This window comes from Polynucleobacter necessarius (assembly GCF_900095215.1).
GTDB lineage: Bacteria > Pseudomonadota > Gammaproteobacteria > Burkholderiales > Burkholderiaceae > Polynucleobacter > Polynucleobacter necessarius_H.
In genome coordinates, this window is the sequence record NZ_LT606949.1 from 151,717 (window position 1) to 172,618 (window position 20,902).

The 20,902-nt window shown below is 47.6% G+C and carries 19 protein-coding genes and 3 pseudogenes; 10 read left to right on the forward strand and 12 right to left on the reverse strand.

Annotated elements, in window-relative coordinates:
- The first annotated feature begins 270 nt into the window (after window positions 1-270).
- The gene (locus tag DXE35_RS00875; RefSeq protein WP_114689224.1) at window positions 271-609 is read left to right on the forward strand and encodes a histone H1; all 339 of its coding nucleotides are present in this window, start codon (window positions 271-273) and stop codon (window positions 607-609) included.
- 107 nt (window positions 610-716) lie between these two features.
- Here the strand turns inward: DXE35_RS00875 and DXE35_RS00880 are convergent, their stop codons facing one another.
- The 7 genes and pseudogenes from DXE35_RS00880 to DXE35_RS00905 all read right to left on the reverse strand — a co-directional run bounded on the left by DXE35_RS00880 (window position 717) and on the right by DXE35_RS00905 (window position 6,439).
- Window positions 717-1,676, reverse strand: a complete 960-nt coding sequence (locus DXE35_RS00880; RefSeq protein WP_114689225.1) for a carbohydrate kinase family protein — start codon at window positions 1,674-1,676, stop codon at window positions 717-719.
- The gene (locus tag DXE35_RS09970; RefSeq protein ID WP_231970127.1) at window positions 1,669-2,349 is read right to left on the reverse strand and encodes a DUF3426 domain-containing protein; all 681 of its coding nucleotides are present in this window, start codon (window positions 2,347-2,349) and stop codon (window positions 1,669-1,671) included. Before DXE35_RS09970 ends, DXE35_RS00880 begins: the two co-directional genes overlap by 8 nt.
- A pseudogene (gene prmA / locus DXE35_RS09975) lies at window positions 2,338-3,258 on the reverse strand (50S ribosomal protein L11 methyltransferase); the annotation flags it as partial. The pseudogene prmA and the gene DXE35_RS09970, both read right to left, overlap by 12 nt.
- Before the next feature lie 16 nt (window positions 3,259-3,274).
- Window positions 3,275-4,639, reverse strand: a complete 1,365-nt coding sequence (gene accC, locus DXE35_RS00890) for an acetyl-CoA carboxylase biotin carboxylase subunit (protein WP_114689227.1) — start codon at window positions 4,637-4,639, stop codon at window positions 3,275-3,277.
- A 63-nt stretch (window positions 4,640-4,702) separates the two neighbouring features.
- A complete protein-coding gene (gene accB, locus DXE35_RS00895; RefSeq protein WP_114689228.1) occupies window positions 4,703-5,170 on the reverse strand; it encodes an acetyl-CoA carboxylase biotin carboxyl carrier protein in 468 nt (155 codons plus the stop codon).
- A 46-nt stretch (window positions 5,171-5,216) separates the two neighbouring features.
- Window positions 5,217-5,669: a type II 3-dehydroquinate dehydratase gene (gene aroQ / locus DXE35_RS00900; RefSeq protein WP_114689229.1), complete on the reverse strand. Its 453-nt coding sequence runs from the start codon at window positions 5,667-5,669 to the stop codon at window positions 5,217-5,219.
- 242 nt (window positions 5,670-5,911) lie between these two features.
- Complete coding sequence (locus DXE35_RS00905; RefSeq protein ID WP_114689230.1) at window positions 5,912-6,439, reverse strand: TlpA family protein disulfide reductase; 528 nt, start codon at window positions 6,437-6,439, stop codon at window positions 5,912-5,914.
- Between the two features lie 26 nt (window positions 6,440-6,465).
- Between DXE35_RS00905 and mpl the strand changes: the two are divergent.
- The 6 genes and pseudogenes from mpl (at window position 6,466) to mtgA (ending at window position 13,290) form a co-directional block, all read left to right on the forward strand.
- A pseudogene (gene mpl / locus DXE35_RS00910) lies at window positions 6,466-7,864 on the forward strand (UDP-N-acetylmuramate:L-alanyl-gamma-D-glutamyl-meso-diaminopimelate ligase).
- A gap of 58 nt (window positions 7,865-7,922) precedes the next feature.
- Window positions 7,923-8,657 (forward strand): glucose 1-dehydrogenase, encoded by a 735-nt coding sequence (locus DXE35_RS00915; protein WP_114689231.1) that lies wholly within the window; start codon window positions 7,923-7,925, stop codon window positions 8,655-8,657.
- A 2-nt stretch (window positions 8,658-8,659) separates the two neighbouring features.
- Window positions 8,660-10,708, forward strand: a complete 2,049-nt coding sequence (locus DXE35_RS00920) for a ribonuclease catalytic domain-containing protein (protein WP_114689232.1) — start codon at window positions 8,660-8,662, stop codon at window positions 10,706-10,708.
- The gene (locus DXE35_RS00925; RefSeq protein ID WP_114689233.1) at window positions 10,692-11,579 is read left to right on the forward strand and encodes an energy transducer TonB family protein; all 888 of its coding nucleotides are present in this window, start codon (window positions 10,692-10,694) and stop codon (window positions 11,577-11,579) included. The genes DXE35_RS00920 and DXE35_RS00925 overlap by 17 nt, the downstream gene beginning before the upstream one ends.
- A gap of 44 nt (window positions 11,580-11,623) precedes the next feature.
- A complete protein-coding gene (gene aroE, locus DXE35_RS00930) occupies window positions 11,624-12,529 on the forward strand; it encodes a shikimate dehydrogenase (protein WP_114689234.1) in 906 nt (301 codons plus the stop codon).
- Window positions 12,530-12,538: 9 nt separating this feature from the next.
- Window positions 12,539-13,290: pseudogene (mtgA, locus tag DXE35_RS11115) on the forward strand (monofunctional biosynthetic peptidoglycan transglycosylase).
- Here the strand turns inward: mtgA and pyrF are convergent.
- Window positions 13,291-14,136: an orotidine-5'-phosphate decarboxylase gene (pyrF, locus tag DXE35_RS00940; RefSeq protein ID WP_114689235.1), complete on the reverse strand. Its 846-nt coding sequence runs from the start codon at window positions 14,134-14,136 to the stop codon at window positions 13,291-13,293.
- A gap of 75 nt (window positions 14,137-14,211) precedes the next feature.
- On the opposite strand from pyrF, the gene corA reads away from it, so the two are divergent.
- Window positions 14,212-15,177 carry a magnesium/cobalt transporter CorA gene (gene corA, locus DXE35_RS00945; RefSeq protein ID WP_114689236.1) on the forward strand — a complete coding sequence of 322 codons (966 nt, stop codon included), beginning with the start codon at window positions 14,212-14,214 and terminating at the stop codon, window positions 15,175-15,177.
- 25 nt (window positions 15,178-15,202) lie between these two features.
- Here corA and DXE35_RS00950 read toward each other — a convergent pair whose 3' ends face one another.
- The 3 genes from DXE35_RS00950 to thiL form a co-directional block, all read right to left on the reverse strand.
- Window positions 15,203-15,682, reverse strand: coding sequence for a CinA family protein (locus DXE35_RS00950; RefSeq protein WP_114689237.1), 480 nt, complete (start codon window positions 15,680-15,682; stop codon window positions 15,203-15,205).
- Entirely contained in the window at window positions 15,682-16,242 is a 561-nt protein-coding gene (locus DXE35_RS00955; protein ID WP_114689238.1) for a phosphatidylglycerophosphatase A family protein, read from the reverse strand. The genes DXE35_RS00950 and DXE35_RS00955 overlap by 1 nt, the downstream gene beginning before the upstream one ends.
- A 70-nt stretch (window positions 16,243-16,312) precedes the next feature.
- Window positions 16,313-17,041, reverse strand: a complete 729-nt coding sequence (thiL, locus tag DXE35_RS00960) for a thiamine-phosphate kinase (protein ID WP_231969904.1) — start codon at window positions 17,039-17,041, stop codon at window positions 16,313-16,315.
- Window positions 17,042-17,362: 321 nt separating this feature from the next.
- On the opposite strand from thiL, the gene DXE35_RS00965 reads away from it, so the two are divergent.
- Complete coding sequence (locus tag DXE35_RS00965; protein WP_114689239.1) at window positions 17,363-19,684, forward strand: NADP-dependent malic enzyme; 2,322 nt, start codon at window positions 17,363-17,365, stop codon at window positions 19,682-19,684.
- 106 nt (window positions 19,685-19,790) lie between these two features.
- Window positions 19,791-20,411, forward strand: coding sequence for a barstar family protein (locus tag DXE35_RS00970; protein ID WP_114689240.1), 621 nt, complete (start codon window positions 19,791-19,793; stop codon window positions 20,409-20,411).
- Here the strand turns inward: DXE35_RS00970 and DXE35_RS09980 are convergent.
- Complete coding sequence (locus DXE35_RS09980; RefSeq protein ID WP_231969905.1) at window positions 20,408-20,890, reverse strand: RsmE family RNA methyltransferase; 483 nt, start codon at window positions 20,888-20,890, stop codon at window positions 20,408-20,410. The two genes, DXE35_RS00970 and DXE35_RS09980, sit on opposite strands and share 4 nt — an antisense overlap.
- Between the last annotated feature and the right edge of the window lie 12 nt (window positions 20,891-20,902).

Sequence of the window (20,902 nt, forward strand, 5' to 3'; positions counted from 1 at the left end):
AGTCAGCAAAACCAGACTCAAATCCAAAAACCCTTGCTCAAGGGTGGCGGAGCTATTCTATCTATTTTTGCCCAGCACATTTAAGCAGCCGTTGTCCTTCGGGGCCACGGCTTTTTTCCAGGATTCATTAGCGTGCAGCACTTAGCATCAAGCCGCGCGCCGATGAATGGCTCGCTCGTCAGATCCAAAAGGTTGCAAAACCAGGCGGAAATGAGTGGTCGGGTCTTCTTAATGTAGTTTGTACTAATCCTCACGTGAAGGAGCAATGCTATGGCAACTGCCAAGAAAAAACCTGCTGCAAAGAAACTAGCTGCGAAGAAAAAAGTAGCTGCTAAGAAGCCTGCTGCTAAAAAAGTAGCTGCTAAGAAGCCTGCTGCTAAAAAAGTAGCTGCTAAGAAGCCTGCTGCTAAAAAAGTAGCTGCTAAGAAGCCTGCTGCTAAAAAAGTAGCTGCTAAGAAGCGTCCAGCCGCAAAAAAACGCGTAGCAAAAAAAGTAAGTAAGCCTGCTGCGAAGAAAGCGGGCTCTGCTGTAAAAAAGCCCGCGGCTAAGAAAGCTGCGCTAGCAACATCCGCCGCTGCTTGGCCCTTCCCAACTGGCACACGTCCTTAAGCTTCGGCTTTAGACGGGTGTTACTAGAAGGGGTCTCTCACGAGACCCTTTTTTTATTTCTGAATTGAAGATAGACTGATTCCAGTGTGTTTTGCGATCGTTATGGATTAAAAGCTAAAGTTAAACGCCGCTTTAAATTGGGCTGCGATCTCATCTTTGCTTAATTGGTGGTTTTGTGGTCCTTGATGGGTAATTTTGATTGAACCCATAAGGCTGGCAAGGCGGCCAGTGGTCTCCCAATCCATCCCGTTTTCCAATCCAAACAGCAAGCCACCACGGAATGCGTCTCCACATCCAGTTGGATCCACTACTTTTGATGCCGGCACAGGTGGGATGGCGATAACCTTGCCACCAACATAAACGTCCGTACCTTCGGCGCCCTTGGTAACAATGAGTGCTTTAACGCGCTCAGCGACTTTTGCTAAGCTCAGCCCCGTTCTTTGAGAAAGCATTTCGCCTTCGTAGTCGTTAACTGCCAGATAGCTCGCAATATCGACTAATTCGAGGAGTTCTGGGCCATCAAACATCGGTAAGCCTTGGCCTGGATCAAAAATAAATGGAATGTTGGCATCGGCTAGTTGATGGCAGTGTTCCCACATACCTTGGCGTCCATCAGGAGCAACAATTCCGAATTTGACTGGGTCTTTGGTGTTTGTATCGCGTTCTGCCACAACTGCGGCAACTTGATTGAGGTGGGATTCGCTCATGGCGCCAGGGTGAAAAGCGGTGATCTGATTATTGGTCTGATCGGTGGTGATCATGGCCTGTGCGGTAAATGCATTGTCAATTTGACGAATATGGCTTGCGTCAATTTTGAGTTGTTCAAGATGATTGAGATAGGGTGTCGCATCACCGCCAACGGTAGCCATGATGATGGGGTCGCCGCCTAAAAGACTCAGGTTGTAAGCAATATTGCCAGCGCAACCGCCAAATTCACGACGCATGGTTGGTACTAAGAAGGCTACGTTCAAAATATGAATCTGCTCAGGGAGAATTTGATCGGCAAATTTGCCTTCAAAGTTCATGATGGTGTCGTAGGCGATGGAGCCACAGATCAAGCTAGCCATAAATTACTTTCTTTCTAAAAATCGTGGGGTAAATGGGGTTTTGATAATGGTTGTAGAGGTACAGCACTTGCACTCGATATCCTGCGGCGTTCGGCGGCAAGGTGATGGGCAACTCAATTTGCAGTATCTCGCCCGAAGGAACCCCTTTTTTCAAAAAATCAGGATGTGCCTCTTGCCAAACTTGAGGTAACCATTCTTGCGGAGTGAAGCGCAGTGATTGCACCTCGGATTCTTCCGCATCAGTCAGTGTAATTTCTAAATTTGGCGGTAAAACGGTAATAGCAAGACGATTTTGTATCTGAACTTGCAATGTGGATTGATTTGCGGAGCTTTTAAGGCTCTCTCTCGCGTTTTCTGGTGAAAGTGTGGCTGAAATTATTTTCCAGGCAGAAAAATCGCTCACAGAGCGATCTAGACATCCTAGTGCGCGACAAAGTTTCGCATCGATGTGTTGTAAAACTTGAAACGCGCGCACAACAATGGCATTGGATGTTCCATCTACTCTTGGCGCTAATGCCGGGAGAAGTGAATTTCTTGAAAGATGCTCTCCAAAAACAAGCAAGAGTAATGATAACCAGATGTAGGCGGCTAACTTAAGACTTTTTTTTTGAGCAGGCGCAGCAAAAATGCTCTCGCCATCACTTTGCAATGCGGGTTTGAGGGTTCCATGCAAACAAACCCATCCCTCACTCTCTTTCCAAACAGAAAGCGTGAGCCATTGGCTGTAGGTGGCAATGACTTCTTCCGCTTGGCGCACAAGGACTCCAGATAAAACAATACGTCCGCCCATTTTCATCTTATTCACGAGCGCAGGAGCGAGCACCTGCAATGGGTTTGCCAGAATATTAGCCATCACGATGTCATATTTGGTTTCGGCAGCGAGTTCTGGCGCATCTTCATTTGGAAGTACGAAGCGAATGATAGTGTGATTAATTTCCGCATTACTGCGAGCGGCAACCATGGCTTGCAGGTCAATATCAGTGCCAATAACAGGCTTACAACCGAGCTTTGCCGCGGCGATTGCCAAAATGCCTGAGCCGCAACCGTAATCCAGCAAGCTTTGGTTTCGTAAATTGTTTTGTTGCTCAAGCCAAAGAAGGCATAAGTGCGTAGTGGGGTGGCTACCTGTGCCAAATGCCAGTCCTGGATCAACCGCGAGACAAATCGCATTGGGGTCGGTGGGGGCATCGTGCCAAGAAGGCACAGCCCATATCCGTTCGCCAATCTGCATGGGTGCGAATTGACTTTGCGTCAGTCTCACCCAATCCTGCTCTTCAACGGTTTTTTCTTGTGGAGGGGATAAGTGGAAACCCGCTTCTTTTAGCGAGACAAGAAGTTCGGGAATAAATTCCGCGCTGCCAGATGCATCAATCTCGGGATTGAAGAGGGCGCTTACCGCGGATCTATCCCAGGCTTGTACTTCGGGGGATAGTCCTGGCTCTCCGTAAAGCGGGTTTTCATCGTACCCACCAGCGGCGTCATCTTCAATGGTGACCGATAGGGCGCCCAAATCCAAGAGCGCATCACCTAATGGTTCTGCGGTTTCAGCGGCTACCGTGAATACCAGTTCACGATAAGACATAAAGTGCTCGCATCAATTAAGGTTTGCCGCGACTTGCAGCTTGGTCGTCTAAGCGATGCTCCAGGTAGTGAATGTTAGTGCCACCTTCAATGAAGTTAGGGTCGAGCATCAACTCACGATGGAGTGGCACATTGGTTGTAATGCCATCAATCACCATCTCAGAAAGCGCAATTTGCATGCGGCGTATGGCTTGCTCACGGGTATTGCCGTAAGAAATCAATTTGCCAATCATCGAGTCATAGTTTGAGGGAACCATGTAACCGCTGTAAGCGTGTGAATCTACCCGAATGCCAGGGCCACCAGGCATATGGAATGAACCAATGCGACCAGGGCTTGGGGTAAATTTAAATGGATCTTCCGCGTTTAAGCGGCACTCAATTGCATGTCCACGGAACACTATGTCTTGCTGGCGATAACTAAGTTGCAGGCCAGCGGCAATCCGAATTTGTTCCTGAACAATATCCACCCCAGTGATCATTTCAGTAACAGGGTGCTCTACCTGAACACGTGTATTCATTTCAATGAAGGAGAATTCGCCATTTTCATAAAGAAACTCAAATGTGCCCGCGCCGCGGTAGCCGATCTTGCGACAAGCTTCTGCGCAACGCTCACCAATTTTGGCGATTAAGCGACGGTCAATACCGGGCGCTGGCGCCTCTTCAATCACTTTTTGGTGGAGACGCTGCATGGAGCAATCACGCTCGCCTAACCAAATGGCGTTGCCATGAGTGTCGGCTAAAACCTGAATTTCTACGTGGCGAGGCTTTTCTAAAAACTTCTCCATATAGACTTCTGGGTTCCCAAAAGCACGACCAGCTTCTTCGCGCGTCATATTGACCGCGTTAAGTAAGTGCGCTTCGGTGTGTACTACACGCATACCGCGTCCACCACCACCACCAGCCGCTTTAATAATGACCGGGTAACCTACTTTTTTAGCGGCCGCAATAATTTCTTTTGGATTGTCAGGAAGCGCCCCTTCAGATCCGGGAACGCATGGCACACCGGCTTTAATCATGGCGCGTTTAGCGGAAACCTTGCCACCCATTAGTCGAATAGATGCCGCTGTAGGTCCGATAAAGGCAAAACCTGATTTCTCAACGCGTTCCGCAAAGTCGGCGTTTTCGGAGAGGAAGCCGTAGCCTGGATGGATCGCTTCCGCATCAGTAACTTCAGCTGCAGAAATAATCGCTGGCATATTGAGGTAGCTGAGCGGAGATGGCGCTGGCCCGATACAGACAGCTTCATCGGCAAGCTTTACGTATTTCGCTTCTTTGTCTGCGGTGGAATACACCACAACAGTTTTAATTCCCAACTCGCGGCACGCGCGTTGGATGCGGAGAGCAATTTCTCCCCGATTGGAAATCAGAATCTTATCGAACATGTCGGCTCTGAGTTAAGTAACGGTGAATGGAAGTAAATCTAAATAATGATTAATGGTGATTAATTAAGCGATGACGAAAAGTGGCTGGTCAAATTCAACGCCTTGACCGTTTTCGCAAAGAATTTCTTTAATCACACCAGCTTTTTCAGATTCGATCTCATTGAGTAACTTCATGGCTTCGATAATGCACAGCGTTTGACCTACTTTGACGGTATCGCCAATATTGACGAAGTTTGGAGATTCTGGATTGGGCGCGCGGTAGAAAGTGCCCACCATCGGAGACTTGGCAGTAAAGCCTGTCTCAACAGCTGGTGTTTCAGCAGCAACTGCTGCTGGAGCAGGGGCGCTAGCTGCTGGTGCAGCTTGAACCATTTGCGCTGGCGCAGGATTTGCATAAACCACCTGACCAGCAGGAGCTGGGAAACCCGCATTGACGATGCGAATACGATCTTCCCCTTCGTTTACTTCTAATTCTGAAATACCAGATTCAGAGACTAGGTCGATTAAGGTTTTTAGTTTTCTCAGATCCATACGAGTGCTTCCTCTCTTGTGATTCTTTAAATAGATTTTCTTCTGTTTACTTCTTTAATAAGCGGGTCATTGCTGCGTGTAGCGCTAATTCATAACCAATTGCGCCAAGCCCACAAATCACGCCTGTCGCGATGTCTGACAGGTAGGAGTGCTTGCGGAATTCTTCGCGCTGGTGAATATTGGATAAATGGACTTCGGTAAAGGGAATGGTTACACCGGCCAATACGTCACGAAGGGCAACGCTGGTATGGGTAAAGGCGCCTGGGTTGATGATGATGAAATCAACGCCATCTTGTTTTGCTTTTTGAATGCGGTCAATCAACTCGCCTTCGTGATTGCTTTGGTAAGTGCTGAGGTCGACAGATTGCGCTTGTGCTAGTTCGCCTAGCTTTTGGTGAATATCTTCCAAGGTTGTTTTGCCGTAAACATCGGGTTCACGAGTGCCTAATAGATTTAGGTTTGGGCCTTGAATTACGAGAATTGAAGCTTTTTTCGACATAGATCCCTTATAGGCAGTTAAGCGTTAATTAATAGAAGATTTGGATTTGATCCCGCGTATAACTTCAGGCTTCTTATGCTGCAAAAGTATACCTTTATAAGGTCTGGAAAAGTTCAAAAGATTGTCTAAAAATTGGAATTTTCGAAACTTTTAAACGCAGATGTTGAAAAATACGGAGCTTATTGCTTAATTGTTGAGCAAAATTGATTATTGATCGATGAGGGAAAATCTCTTAAAAATGCTTATAAAGCAGATTTAATGGCATTTCTGATGTCATCTTCGCTTATCTTTCCAAATTTACTGTAGGTTGCCTTCCCTTTGGCATTAATGATGATGGTGTAGGGGAGCGCACCTTGAGTATTTCCCATTTGCTTAGAAAGATTGCTCCCCTCTAAGCCGCCAATCATGATCTGGTAGCTAACTGGGTTTTTTTCAAGAAATTCGCGAATATTAGATGGTGAATCGATGCCGATGCCGACAAATAAGACATTTTGCCGTAGAAATTCCTTCTGTAGTTTATCTAAAGTCGGCATTTCTTCAACGCAAGGAGGGCACCAGGAGGCCCACAAGTTCACCACAAGGACTTTTCCTTGCCATTCTTCGGTATTGGCAGTTTTTCCATTTGGAGTTTGCCAAGCATTGGCAAAAAGAGCTTTTACAGCAGGATCGCTAGCCAATCCTGTTTTAGAAATCCACTGAGAAGTGAGAATTCCGCCAAGGAGTGCAATAAGACCTATTGCGGCAATCATGATCCATTGTCTGCGGTTCACTGCAACTCCTTCGCTAAAATTCGCTAATGCATATATATATCTTGGGCATTTGCGGTACTTTCATGGGCGGCATTGCCGCAATCGCGAGACAGGCTGGACATCGCGTTACTGGTTGCGATGCCAACGTGTATCCACCAATGAGCACGCAGCTTGAGGCTCAAGGCATCGAACTGATTGAGGGATTTTCACCCGATCAATTATCTCAGTTTGAGACCATGCCGGATTTCATTTGTGATTGGTAATGTGGTCTCACGCGGTAATCCCCTAATGGAGGCGATTCTGAATCAAGGTTTGCCTTACATCTCTGGACCGCAATGGCTGGGGGAACAAGTTTTGTATGGCAGACATGTTCTGGCTGTTGCGGGTACCAATGGCAAGACAACCACTTCAGCGATGTTGACTTGGATTTTGGAATTCAACGGCTATAAGCCTGGTTATCTTATTGGCGGCGTGCCTTTGAATTTCACCGTCTCCGCGCGTTTAGGCGAGAGTCAATATTTTGTCATTGAGGCCGATGAATACGACATCGCTTTTTTTGATAATCGCAGCAAGTTTGTTCACTATCGACCACGCACCGCTTTATTAAATAATTTAGAGTTTGATCACGCGGATATTTGTCCGGATCTTGCCGCAATCGAAACGCAATTTCATCATTTGGTACGCGCCGTTCCGAGCGATGGCTTATTGGTGGTCAATGGTGAGGAGCCTGCTCTGGCTAGTGTGATTACGCGTGGCGCATGGGCTTCCGTTGAGCGCTTTTGTCAAGAGCTTACCAACGAGTGGTCTTTGATTGCTCAAGAGGCTGACGGCTTTATTGTGCGCAAGTCTGGCAAGGAAGTGGCAACTGTGAAGTGGGAACCTGATTCAGGCGTGCTGGGTCGACATAATCAGTTAAATGCACTGGCGGCGATTGCTTCCGCAAATCATATCGGCATCTCTCCAGCAGATTTGGCACGTGCTTTGACCGAATTTAAGAACGTAAAGCGTCGTCTAGAAACTATTGGTGTCGCAAACGAGATTACGGTCTACGATGATTTTGCGCATCACCCAACAGCGATTACTACCACTGTTGATGGTTTGCGTCGCCGTGTTGGTGAATCTCGCATGCTGGCGGTGTTGGAACCATGCTCCAACACGATGAAACTTGGCGTCATGCAGGCTCAGCTTCCTGGAAGTTTGCATGCTGCAGACAAAGTATTTGCCTATGGTGCTAATGCAGGCAAAGAATCTTTAGGTTGGGATCTGGCAGAGGTTTTATCCCCTCTCAATCAACAAGAGCAAGGTAAGGCATTTGCTTTTGTTGATCTTGATGCTTTGGTAAAGGCTGTTGCCCAGGAAGCAAGGCCGGGCGATCACATTTTGGTGATGAGCAATGGTGGGTTTGGTGGCGTACATCAAAAAATATTAAAAGCCATTGCTGCGTAGTAACAAGTATTCGTAAAAAAACAATAGAACACACGGCAGTAAATACAGAAAGCGAAAAATGGGCGATAGATTAAAAGACAAAGTGGCCATCATCACCGGTGCCGCTAAAGGCATCGGCTTTGCTACAGCCCAGCGATTTGCGCAAGAGAGTGCGCAAGTCATTATTACCGATGTGAATCAAGAGGCTGTCAACGGAGCGGCCGCGCAAACACCCAACGCCGAAGGCTACGTCATGAATGTTACGGATCGCGCCAGCATTCAAGCGGTGGTGGATCACGTAATGCAAAAACATGGGCGGATTGACATCTTGATTAATAACGCTGGCATTACGCAAGATGCGCGCTTAATTAAGATGACTGAAGCGCAGTTTGATACGGTGATTGATGTGAATTTGAAGGGTGTATTCAATTGCACCCAATTGATCGTGCCACATATGCTCGAGGCTGTCTCGGGTGCGGTTGTCAATGCTGCTAGCGTAGTGGGTCTTTATGGTAACTTTGGCCAAACGAATTACTCGGCGACAAAATTTGGCGTCATTTGCTTGACTAAAACATGGGCTCGTGAGCTAGGCCCTAAGGGCATTCGAGTCAATGCGGTATGCCCTGGTTTTATCGCCACCGAAATGGTGAAAGCGATGCCTGACAATATTTTGCAAGATATTGAAACGCGCAGTTGGCTCGGTCGCCTAGGTACTCCCGTCGAAATGGCGAATGTGTATTTATTCTTGGCGAGTGATGAAGCGAGCTATGTCAATGGAGTGGCATTAGAGGCCAGCGGCGGGATCTCCCTCTAAGCATGAATCTTTTATATGAAGAAGGTGGCGATATTAAGATCGCCACAGTGCAGTCCGCATCAGGCACTGGTGATGAGGAGTCTTGGCAGGCCACCAGTCTTTCTGGGAAGAAGATTAAGCTCAAAGCCAAAGAGGTTTGGTTGCGTTTTGAAAAACCAGAAGCTCAGGCGGCGATGGATGAGGCAGGCGCACTCACTGCCGATATAGATTTGCAATTGCTGTGGGATTGCGCGCCGGACGAAGAATTTGGTTTGGTGGATGTGGCGCATGAATACTTTGGTTCGCAAGCGAGTGTTGCTCAACAAGTCGCATTGGCGATCGCTTTGCAAGGTGCACCCGTATTTTTTCGTCGCAAAGGGCGTGGCCGTTTTCAGAGGGCGCCGTTAGAGCAGTTACAGGCGGGTCTGACTGCTTTAGAGCGCAAGCAGAAAGAGCTTGAGCAGCAAGTAGTGTGGCAACAAGAATTAGTTGCTGGAACATTTCCTGAGGTGCTGAAGTCTTCAGCCAAGCAATTACTGTTCGCTCCGGATAAAAATACTTCAGCGTACAAAGCTTTGATAGCGGCTTGTGCCGAGACTGGTGAAGCTCCAGCTCAGCTGATGATTCGTTGCGGCGCTATTGATTCACCTTTGACTTATCACCAGGGAATGTTTTTGAAGGCGCATTTTCCAAATGGCGCTGCTCACAATCCAAATGTGGGAATTGATCAGGACGCTTACGCTGCTGCGGTTGCTCAGCTGCCGCTTGCGCAAGTGCAAGCATTCTCTATTGATGACTCCGGCACCACAGAAATTGATGATGCCTTATCAGTAACAGAGCTGCCTGATGGTGGGCATCGGGTGGGTATTCATATTGCCGCACCGGGCTTGGCTATTACAAAAGATGATCCATTGGATCAAATTGCACGTAATCGGATGTCTACCGTGTATTTCCCGGGCGACAAAATTACGATGCTGCCTGATTCGGTGATTGAGCAGTTCTCATTAGACGAGGGTATGCCAAGGCCAGCCTTGTCGATCTATGTTGATATTGATGCGCAAGGGGTTGTGAATCGAGATACTTTGCAGATGCAGGCGGAAATGGTGCCGATGGCGGCCAATTTGCGCTTAGAGGATATAGAACATCTTGTTAGTGAAGAAAGCTTGCTTGATGAAATCGCTAACTATCCCTATCGCAAAGAATTAGCCATCTTGTGGAAAGCCGCCAAACTGCTACACGCGGGGCGCCAAGAAAAACGTATAGCAAATGGCTTGCGGGCGGAGCAACTTGGCCTCATAGATCTCAATGCACTAGCGCGAGATTTTCATTTTCAGATTCAGGATGTAGAAGGGGTGCAGCGGGTTGAGATCGTGCCGCGTCAACGAGGATCTATTTTGGACACCATTGTTGCGGAGTGGATGATTTTTTGTAACAGCGCCTCTGGCCAACTCTTGGCGGATCATGGTCTTCCAGGCTTATTTAGAACTCAGAAGGGTTGGGGCCCATTGCGCACTCGCATGCAAACTACTACAGGGCCTCATGAAGGTTTGGGATTGGATTACTATGCCTGGTGCACTTCTCCTTTGCGTCGATATTCAGATTTAGTCAATCAATGGCAATTAATTGCCTTAGCTAAACATGGTGTTACTGCCAAAATGGTGGCGCCTTTCCCGCCACGTGATGCGACCCTCATGGGGATTGCGGCTGACTTCGAGTCTTGCTATCAAGCCTACGGCGAGTTCCAGGATCGACTGGAAAAATATTGGTGTTTACGTTGGATCATGCAAGACGGTGAATCAAAAACAGTTCACGTGCGCCATTTAAAAGAGGGTATGTCTCGAGTCGAGTTGGTGCCGTTGCATTTGCCGATTCCTGAATTGGCAAGTCACCCCCGCATGACGCGTGCAGAGGTGGTGATTGCGGGCGTGAATTTATTGCAGTTGAGTGCGGGTGTTCGTGTGCTCGAGATAGAGGCAAAGCTAGAGTCTCCAGAAAAGGACTTAGCTGATCAGGCTGAGAAGTCTGCGCCGGAGTCATTAGATAGTCCTGAAGAAGATGCTAGCCCGAATTAAGCTCGTTGATATCCCTTGTCCTGAGAAGCTCAGCAAGGCCATGCATTACCTTCGTAGTGCTTGGAATCGCTACCCATTTCGTTTTGCATTGTACGTTTCCATTTTGATTCATATCCTCTTTTTATCTTTTCGTTGGGGTGTTGTGGAGATTCAGAATCGCAGGTTAAACACTCCTTTGAGCGTGGTGCTAGTCAATGCCAGCAATAACACGCCCACACAAACAGCAAACAAATTGGCGCAAGCCGATTTGCAGGGTGGTGGCAAAACAGAAAACCAAGATGCCACCGCGCTCCATCGCGCTAGATTGGGTGCCGAGGCTAGACTTGAAGTCTTGGAGAAACAGCAAAAGCAAATGCTGGCAAAGCTGGATGAGCAACGTATTCGTTCTGGCGGTCGAAAAAGTGGCGAAGAGCAAAAAATCACGCCGCAACTCAATTCCTTGGAAGCTGAATTAGCTAATCGGCTGCAATCCGATGGCAGAGAGCCAAGACGCAAAGTACTCACTGGCGCCAATACAAAAGCGGTAAGCTTTGCGCATTATTACGATTCCATGGGTCAAAAAATTGAAGCTTATGGCAGCGCATTTTTCCCCAGAGCAAATGGTCGCCCCTTGTATGGCAGCCTAGTGATTGTGGTGAGTGTTGATAAGCAAGGCAGAATCACGACAAACGCTCAAGGCAAAGATGGGCTCTCGATAGGCCGCAGCTCTGGTAATCCAGAACTAGATCGCCAAGCCCTTGCTATTGTGAGGGCATCTGCCCCATTTGGCCCCTTCCCATCTGAAATGCGTAATCAGATTGATGTATTGGATTGGATATCCACATTTGAGTTCACGCGCGATGGGGTAGATCGTTTAGAGCTACGTCATTAAAGCAATTTAACTAACTTCATAAATTCGCTTATTCTGTAGTCATTATGAGTTCTACGAACACCACCTCACTGCATACGGATCCCAGTCTTTTTGCTGGTGTGGATGTTTATGCCGTAGCAGGCAATCCGATTGCGCACAGTAAATCTCCGGCAATCCATCAACGTTTTGCGGAGCAAGCAAATCAACGTATGCACTATAGGCGACTCCAGCCCGAGATCAACTCATTTGCCAAAGCAGCTCAAGCATTCTTTGCCGCCGGCGGTAAGGGTATGAATGTCACAGTGCCGTTTAAATTGGACGCACAAACTCTCGCCGACGTTCTAACGCCGCGTGCGCAACTAGCAGGCGCGGTAAATGCCTTATGGAAAACGGAAGGCAAGATCTTTGGCGACAACACAGATGGCGCGGGTTTAGTGCGCGATCTGTTGGCAAAAGGCATTGCCTTGCATGGCGCTCGTATTTTGCTCATAGGCGCTGGCGGTGCAGCGCGCGGTGTGATGGGCCCTTTGCTCGAGCAGTCGCCTAAATCCTTCATCATCGCTAATCGTTCCAGTGCTAAGGCAGATGATTTAGTAAAAATCTTTGCTGATTTAGCTGCCTCCAAAGAGGTGGCACTAGAGTCTCGGACATTGCTGGATTTGGAAGCTGCTACAAAAACCCTGCATCCATTTGATTTGGTGATTAATGCCACTGCCGCTGGTTTGACCGATGAGTCTCCTGTGAGTTTAAAAGCGGTCGGCAATATTTTTGTCCCCAGCTCTTTCGCATATGACATGGTTTATGGCAAAACCACCTCCTTTATGCAACAGGCCCTACAACGAGGCGCACGCGTGAGCGATGGGCTTGGAATGTTGGTTGAGCAAGCCGCAGATGCATTCTTATTGTGGCGTGGCGCTCAGCTGGCTACCGCCATTGATCCTCGCGCAGTTTTGGCAGAGTTACGTAGCTAACTCATTCTAATTCGCTGGCTTCTTTATCCAGTGAAGTGTTTGCTAGCGGGGTTTATCGCAATGCAAATCCACTTTGTGCTGCAGATTGCTTTGTGGACGAGCTTAGACCCCAGTAGTACTGCGTTTCAGAGAGCGGAGCGTTGGCGTCTATGTACATGGCATTGGACTTGCTCGGTGCAATCTCGTTGGGCGTCTTATGACAAGATTTCTAATAATTTGAAACAGGCGGTTCTAGTCAGTGAAGATGACATTTTCTTCCAGAACAAAGGTGTGCGAGTGGAGGATATGCAAAAGGCTTGGGGAAAAACCAACAATAGAATCGGCAAAAATCCCAAGTTGGCAATCCATCTAAAACCGCATTGCGCGGTGGCTCAACCATTACTCAGCAGTTAGCAAAAAATTTATTTCTATCTTCAGAGCAAAACTATTTACGTAAAGGGCAAGAGCTCATCATTACTGGGCTTCTGGAGTTAACGCTCTCCAAACAAAGGATGTATGAGATTTACCTAAACTCAGTGGAGTGGGGTGAAGGGATTGTCGGAATTGGTGCTGCGGCTCAACACTATTACGCTACAAGTCCAGCGGCATTGGGTCGAGAGAAATCCGCCGCTCTAGCTTCAGCGCTGCCAGCGCCTAAGTGTTTTGACCAGCAGCAGTATTGCCGTCGAGGAAGTATTAATTACTCCACTCGCCAGGAATTTATTTTAGAGAATATGGATCGGGTGGCTTTAGCGCCTTACCCAAAGAAGCAAGGAACCTAGTTACTTGCTTGCAGCAATTCGGAGTGCGTCTCGTATACTCATGGCCATCGCTCTAGCGGCTTCCGCAAAATCAGTGCCAGAACTGGCATACAAAATCGCCCTTGAAGAATTGATGATCATTCCAGTTCCTGCCTTACCTGCGACTTTTCCGGCGCTGACGGTGGCGTCAATATCGCCGCCTTGAGCGCCAATGCCTGGAATCAATAAAGGCATCTCGCCAACAATGGCGCGCACCTTAGCAATTTCCTCTGGAAAGGTAGCTCCGACTACTACGCTGATTTGACCAGAGCTATTCCACTGTTGCGAGGCGAGCTTGGCTACGTGTAGATACAGAGATTCACGATTGGGTGCAACATTCAAAAACTGTAAATCGGATCCACCGGGATTGGACGTGCGGCACAACACGATGACCCCTTTGCCTGTATGTTTTAAGTAGGGTTCGATGGTGTCAAAGCCCATATATGGGTTCACTGTCACCGCATCCGCACCATAGCGCTCAAAGGCTTCTAGAGCGTAGTGATCAGCGGTGCTTCCAATATCACCCCGCTTTGAATCCAAAATGACTGGGATGTGGGGGTATTGATCTTTGAGGTGCTTGATCAGTTTTTCTAATTGGGCCTCGGCTCTTTGGGAGGCAAAGTAGGCAAATTGTGGCTTAAAAGCGCAGACTAAATCCGCAGTCGCATCGGCGATTTCGCGGCAGAACTCAAAGATCCCTTCTGCTTTCCCTTGTAGGGACTGGGGTAAGCGCCTTGGGTCCGGGTCACAACCAACACACAGCATGCTGCCTTGAGAAGCCCATGCGGACTGGAGTTGCTGGTTAAAGGTATTTGAGCGAGAGTTCATTGGATTTGGCTTATTTTAGTGAAACTGTCATGGTCTCTATAGGATAAACTAGCGCACATTCCTTAGGAGTTCACCATGATCAACTTGTTCGTCCTGCAAAATGGCCGCCTCTCTCAAGAGCAAGTCGAAGATCGCAATGAATTGTTGCAATATGCCAATCCTATCTGGATTGACGTGGTTGATCCAGAAGAAGAGGAATTAATCTGGATTAAAGAAGCGTTTGGCGTACTCTTGCCTGAGTTGGATGACTTGGGTGACTTAGAAGCTTCTGCGCGTTATTTCGAGGCAGATGATGGCCACCTCCATATCCGTACTGATTTCTTATTGGATGAAGAAGAAATTTCTCGTAACGTACGAGTGGCTTTCGTTCTCACCAAGCAAGTATTGTTCTCTATTCATGACGAAGATTTGCCAGTGTTCCGCTTGGTTCGTTTGCGCGCGCGTTTGCGTCCTGGATCAGTGAGTAATGCGAAAGATGTGTTGCTGGATTTGTACTCCACTGATGCGGAGTACTCCGCTGATGCTTTGGAAGAGGTTTATGAAAACCTGGAACAAGCAGGTAAGCGAGTGTTGCAAGACGACATCAATGATGCGGATGCGGAACAAGTTCTCGAGACAATCGCAAAAGAGGAAGATACTAACGGACGTATTCGTCGCAATGTGATGGATACCCGCAGAGCCTTATCTTTCCTGATGCGCAGCAAATTGCTTTCGGATGAGCAGCAAGAGGAAGCGCGTCAAATTTTGCGCGACATCGACTCTTTAGAGAACCATACCGCCTTCCTATTCGACAAGATTAACTTCTTGATGGATGCGACGGTTGGTTTTATTAACCTGAACCAATCCAAGATTATTAAGATCTTCTCGGTGGTATCGGTAGCATTAATGCCACCAACTTTACTGGCTAGTGTTTGGGGCATGAACTACAAACACATGCCTGAATTGGACGCGACTTGGGGGTATCCGATGGCAATTTGCGCCATGGTGATTTCAGCAATCATTCCTCTGTGGTACTTCCATAGCAAAGGGTGGATGAAGTAATTGACAGTAAGCGCTACGTTTGCGCTTAGCTTCTGCGCAAAGCAATCAACTCAGCAAGTGCAAATTCGGTGGCTTGTCGTCTGATCGTATGACGGTCACCGTCAAAATACTGGGTTTTAGTGACTGTTTGACTTTCAGTAGCCCAGCCAAAGCACACAGTTCCAACCGGTTTTTCCTTTGTGCCACCAGTGGGCCCTGCAATTCCAGTAATGGAAATAGCCACATTGCTTCCAGAATTGATGCGAGCGCCCTCAACCATGGCCTTGGCCACTTGCTCGCTGACCGCCCCATGAGCTTCAATTAGCTCGGGGGGTACACCAAGAGATTCTGTTTTAGCTTCATTGCTATAGGTGATAAAACCACGCTCAAACCATTTGCTTGAGCCTGCTAGTTCAGTCAAGGTTGCGCAGACAAATCCCCCGGTGCAAGATTCCGCCAATGACACTGTCCAATTTCTGGAGAGCAGTATTTGCGCCAATGTTTTGGTGAGGTCCGTCGCATTCATTATTTAATTAAAAACTGAATTAAAGCGATTGTGAGTAGTGTGCAAAAGGCCGCTGCAAGATCATCAAGCACGATGCCAAATCCACGCCAAATGATTTGTAAAAGAGAGGAGGGTGAAGTGTGATCGCTTTTTAAATTTTTAAAATGTCGATCAATCATGCCAATCGGCCCTGGTTTGACTACATCAAAAAAACGAAATAATGCGAATGCCAAAATCTGGATCCAAATCGTTGTTGGCATGATGAAGATGAGTACTAACCAAAAGGCAACGATTTCATCCAAAACAATGCCACCAAAATCTTTTTTACCGAGCTTTTCGCTGACATGGCCACAGATCCAGCATCCGATCAAAATACCGCCACCAATAATCCAAAGAAAGTCTTGTGTGCTGAGAAAGTATTCACCCACCAGGAAGGCGGCCCAGGCCCAGAGTGTGCCCGCTGTGCCTGGTGCTACGGGGCTTAAGCTGCTTCCAAAGCCAAAAGCAATGGTGCGGCTAGCGGTTTGAAATACCCACTTGAAGTTTGGTTTCACAACTATGGAATGCTCAGTATTGGTCATGATGCAAAGTGATCAAAAGATTTTAGAAGAGGCTCTGCTTGAGCATCGCTTAGTAAATCACCTGCCGCATTTAATAGATCCTTGCTTCAGTCTCTTTTCTTGGAAGAATTTTTCCAATGCGTATTAATTGTAGATTAAGCGACTTGCTAATTGCTTGAATTTTGTCTCGCTGACTTGCGGGCGCGGTAAAGCCAATTTCATAATCATCTCCACCACATGCGGCAAATTGATTTTGAATAGACACCTCTTGTTTTTGCAATGTGACTGACTTTGGCAATTGATCCAACTGAATTTGGGCATCTACTTGGGATTGACGCAGAATGTGGCGTAAGTCTCCCAGTAATCCATCGGAGATATCCAAGGAAGCACTCGCAATTTCTCTCAGTTGCATGCCTAACTCTATTCGGGGAGTTGGTTGATGCATGCGATGTTCGATTTGTTTTAAATCTTCCTTGGGTAGGTTGATTGCATGACGCAGTGCAGCAAGCACGAGCCTTGCGTCGCCAACTGTTCCGGATACCCAGATATCGTCGCCCGGTTTTGCCCCTGATCTGCGAATGGCTTTGCTCTGAGGAATACTGCCAAAGGCGGTGATAGAGATGGTGAGCAGGCCAGCTGTGGTATCGCCGCCAATGAGGGCGCAGGAATATTGCTTTGCGATAGCAAATAAGCCTTTAGAAAAGCCTGCTAGCCACCCCGTATTTACAGCGGGTAGGGCAATCGTTAGCGTAAATCCCAATGGTCTCGCGCCAATCGCCGCCAGGTCTGAAAGGTTGACTGCGATGGCTTTGTGGCCCAAAAGGACAGGATCAGCGTCTGTGAAACAATGTCGACCCTAAACCAACAGGTCACTGGTAATGGCGATTTCTTCATCCGTAGGGGGTTTTATCAGGTCGCAATCATCTCCAATTCCCAGTGTGACCCGTTGATCTGCGTTTTTGCATAACGCCCCCGTTTTAAAAAAACGTTCGATTAGGTCAAATTCTCCTAGGGGTTTGGAATGAGAAGACATACCCGATTTTAGGGTGCTTATGTGACGAGCGCCCGAGAGGAATAGAATTGCAGTCTTATAAGTCTTAGATAAAACGTAAATAAAGACAGAACTTAGCGAGTTAGTGGAATGAGCAAAGAAAATAACAAAGAGCAACAAATCGCAGCCTTAAGAGAGGCAGCCCTTCAGTATCACGAGTTTCCGACTCCCGGCAAAATTGAAATTGCCCCAACAAAACAACTCATCAATCAACGAGACTTAGCACTGGCATATACGCCTGGTGTCGCCGCTCCTTGCGAAGAAATTGTTAAAGATCCTGCGAATGCTTTTAAGTACACGAGACGCGGTCATTTAGTCGGCGTTGTCACGAACGGTACTGCCGTATTAGGTTTGGGAAATATTGGTCCATTGGCGAGTAAGCCGGTGATGGAAGGTAAAGCGGTTCTCTTTAAAAAATTTGCTGGCATCGATGTGTTTGATATCGAAGTTAACGAAAATGATCCGGACAAATTAGTTGAGATCATTGCAGCATTAGAGCCAACTTTTGGCGGCATTAATTTAGAAGACATTAAAGCGCCAGACTGTTTCGTAGTTGAGCGTAAGTTGCAAGCACGCATGAAGATTCCGGTCTTTCATGATGACCAGCACGGTACGGCGATTGTCGTCGCAGCCGCTATCCTCAATGGTTTGAAGGTGGTTGGCAAAAAAGTAGAAGATGTAAAACTGGTTACTTCTGGGGCGGGTGCGGCAGCATTGGCCTGTTTAGATTTATTAGTTGATCTTGGTATTCAGCGTAAAAATATTTGGGTAACCGATTTAGCGGGCGTTGCTTACAAAGGTCGCAAAGAACTGATGGATCCTGAGAAGGGGCCATTCTGTCAGGAGACAGATTTGCGTACGCTTGACCAAGCGATTGAAGGCGCGGATATTTTCTTAGGCCTTTCTGCTGGCGGCGTATTGAAGCAAGATATGGTCAAGAAGATGGCGCCTAAGCCATTGGTCTATGCCTTAGCGAATCCAACCCCAGAAATTTTGCCTGAAGCAGTGAAAGCAGTTCGTCCAGATGCAGTGATGGCAACGGGCCGCACTGATTATCCAAATCAAGTAAATAACGTCTTGTGTTTCCCGTTCATCTTCCGTGGTGCATTGGATGTGGGCGCAACGACCATTACGCGTGGCATGGAAGTCGCAGCGGTAAAGGCTGTAGCCGAGTTGGCTCAAGCGGAGCAGAGTGAAGTGGTGGCCTCTGTTTACGGTATTGAGAACCTTTCCTTTGGACCAGAGTATTTAATTCCAAAACCATTTGATCCACGTTTGATCACTGTGATTGCTCCGGCAGTTGCGAAGGCGGCAATGGATGATGGGGTAGCCTCGCGTCCAATTAAAGACTTCGATGCGTATCGTAATCAGTTGCAGCAATTCGTGTACCACTCCGGTACCTTGATGAAGCCACTCTTTAGTATTGCTAAGCGTGTACCAGCGAATCAAAAACGCATTGTGTTTGCTGAAGGCGAAGACGAGCGCGTATTGCGCGCGGTGCAAATCATTATTGATGAGCACCTTGCAACACCAATCCTGATTGGTCGCCCTGCGGTAATCGAGCATCGCATCGAAAAATTTGGCCTACGCATGAAGTCTGGCGATGACTTTGAGATTGTTAATCCAGAGAATGACTCACGCTTCCGTGACTTCTGGCAAACCTACCTGGCGCTGACTGAGCGTAAGGGCGTTACCCAGTCATTCGCCAAGCTAGAAGTGCGTCGCCGCAATAGTTTGATTGGTAGCCTTTTGATCAAAAAAGGCATGGCCGATGGCATGATTTCTGGCACGGTGGGTAATTTAGCTACCCACTTAAAGTATGTTGATGAGGTGATTGGCCGTGAGACGGGCGCGAATGTGTATGGCGCAATGTCTGGTTTGATTTTGCCGGGCCGCCAAGTATTTTTAGTGGATACCCATATCAATATCGATCCAAGTGCTTGTGAATTAGCTGAGTTGACTTTGATGGCTGCTAGCGAAATGCGTAAGCTTGGCCTCGTGCCTAAGGTGGCGCTACTTTCTCATTCCAACTTTGGTTCAAGCAATGCGCCATCCGCAGTAAAAATGCGTGAAGTATTGGCGTTGCTGCAAAAGGCGGATCCTACTCTAGAGGTTGATGGTGAGATGCATGGCGATAGCGCTTTGGATGAAACGATTCGTGCGGGCACGGTAACTGCATCCCCATTAAAAGGCGATGCAAACCTTTTGGTCTTGCCAAATATCGATGCCGCGAACATTTCTTACAACTTGCTAAAAACAGCGGCTGGTAATGGAATTGCGATTGGGCCATTGCTGTTAGGTGTTGCTAAGCCGATTCATATTCTGATTCCAGCGGCTACGGTTCGCCGCATTGTTAATGTGACCACTTTGGCGGTGGTAGAGGCTGCAAGCAACGCAAGACGCATTTCTTAAGCTTCTGAAGTAATGAGTAATGTATGTAAGATAGCGATAACTTACATAAAATGCACTGTATCTGGGCTTGATTTGATGGCGTGTTACGGGTAACCTAGCACTCATCATGAATAATCGCTCTGAAAACAGCAATACAACTAGCTTCGATGAACATAGCCGCGCTGAAAGTTGGGATAGCAATGATCGCCTTGAAACCGAATCATCCGCTGCCAATATTTATGCTGAAGGCGGCTTATCTCGTTTACAAACCTATGCAGAAAATCAAGTTTCGGGGAAAAAAGTGACAGCTTCTTGGCGTGCCGCTTTGGCCGTTCGCGATGCCGGACCGCCGGCAATGTTGCGCAGTGTGCGCCCTAATATTGTGCAATCTATTCGTGCTTTCCGTACCCCTGATTTGCAAGAGGCGGCAACAGAATTGGGTCAGCACTTCATTTATGCCAATTGCGCCAATGCAATGACTAAAGGTGAGGTTTTGGAGTTCATTGCGATTGCATATTCATTTACTAAGCAGCAGGCAAAAAACTACGATCCTTTATTGGATGCCTTGACTACAACCGTTGATAAATCTGGCCCACAGCCTGGATTCGTTGTAGTGCTCGAAGGTTTGCCATGCACTCAGAAGTTTGACAAAGAAGCGCGTGAAACTCTCTTAGATGTTTTCCGTGATGCGGTTGATTTCTGGGCTGAGCGCCGCACGCCCTATCGGGTTTTCTACTCTTTTGCTTAATCGCTAAAGACTAAATAGTTCAGTAAATCGCCTCTACTTGAGGCGATTTTTTTTTGCATTTCAGGATTCCATACGCTATGCACTGCTGTAATGGCAACTACACCGGCTGTTTCAGTTCTGAGCACACGCTCTCCTAGGGAAACCAATTGATAGCCTGCTGCCTCTGCCTGAGCCTCCTCCTCGGGAGCATCGCCACCTTCTGGTCCGATCATCAAGACAATGTCTTGAGGCTGGTTTTCTATTAAGACTGAATACATGCTTTTGGTGGCATCAGGGCGCAGAAGTAACTTGAGGGCTGGTTTGGGGCTCGCCTGCAGATAATCTTGAAATGTGTGAATGGATTCCAGGCTGGCAAAGACGGTTCGGTCACATTGCTCACAGGCTGCTTGAATAATGCCCTTCCAGTAGACAAGACGCTTCTGGGCGCGCTCTGCATCGCTTGAACGAGTGAGTTTGAGAATAGAGCGCTCGCGTCGCATGGGGGCAATATT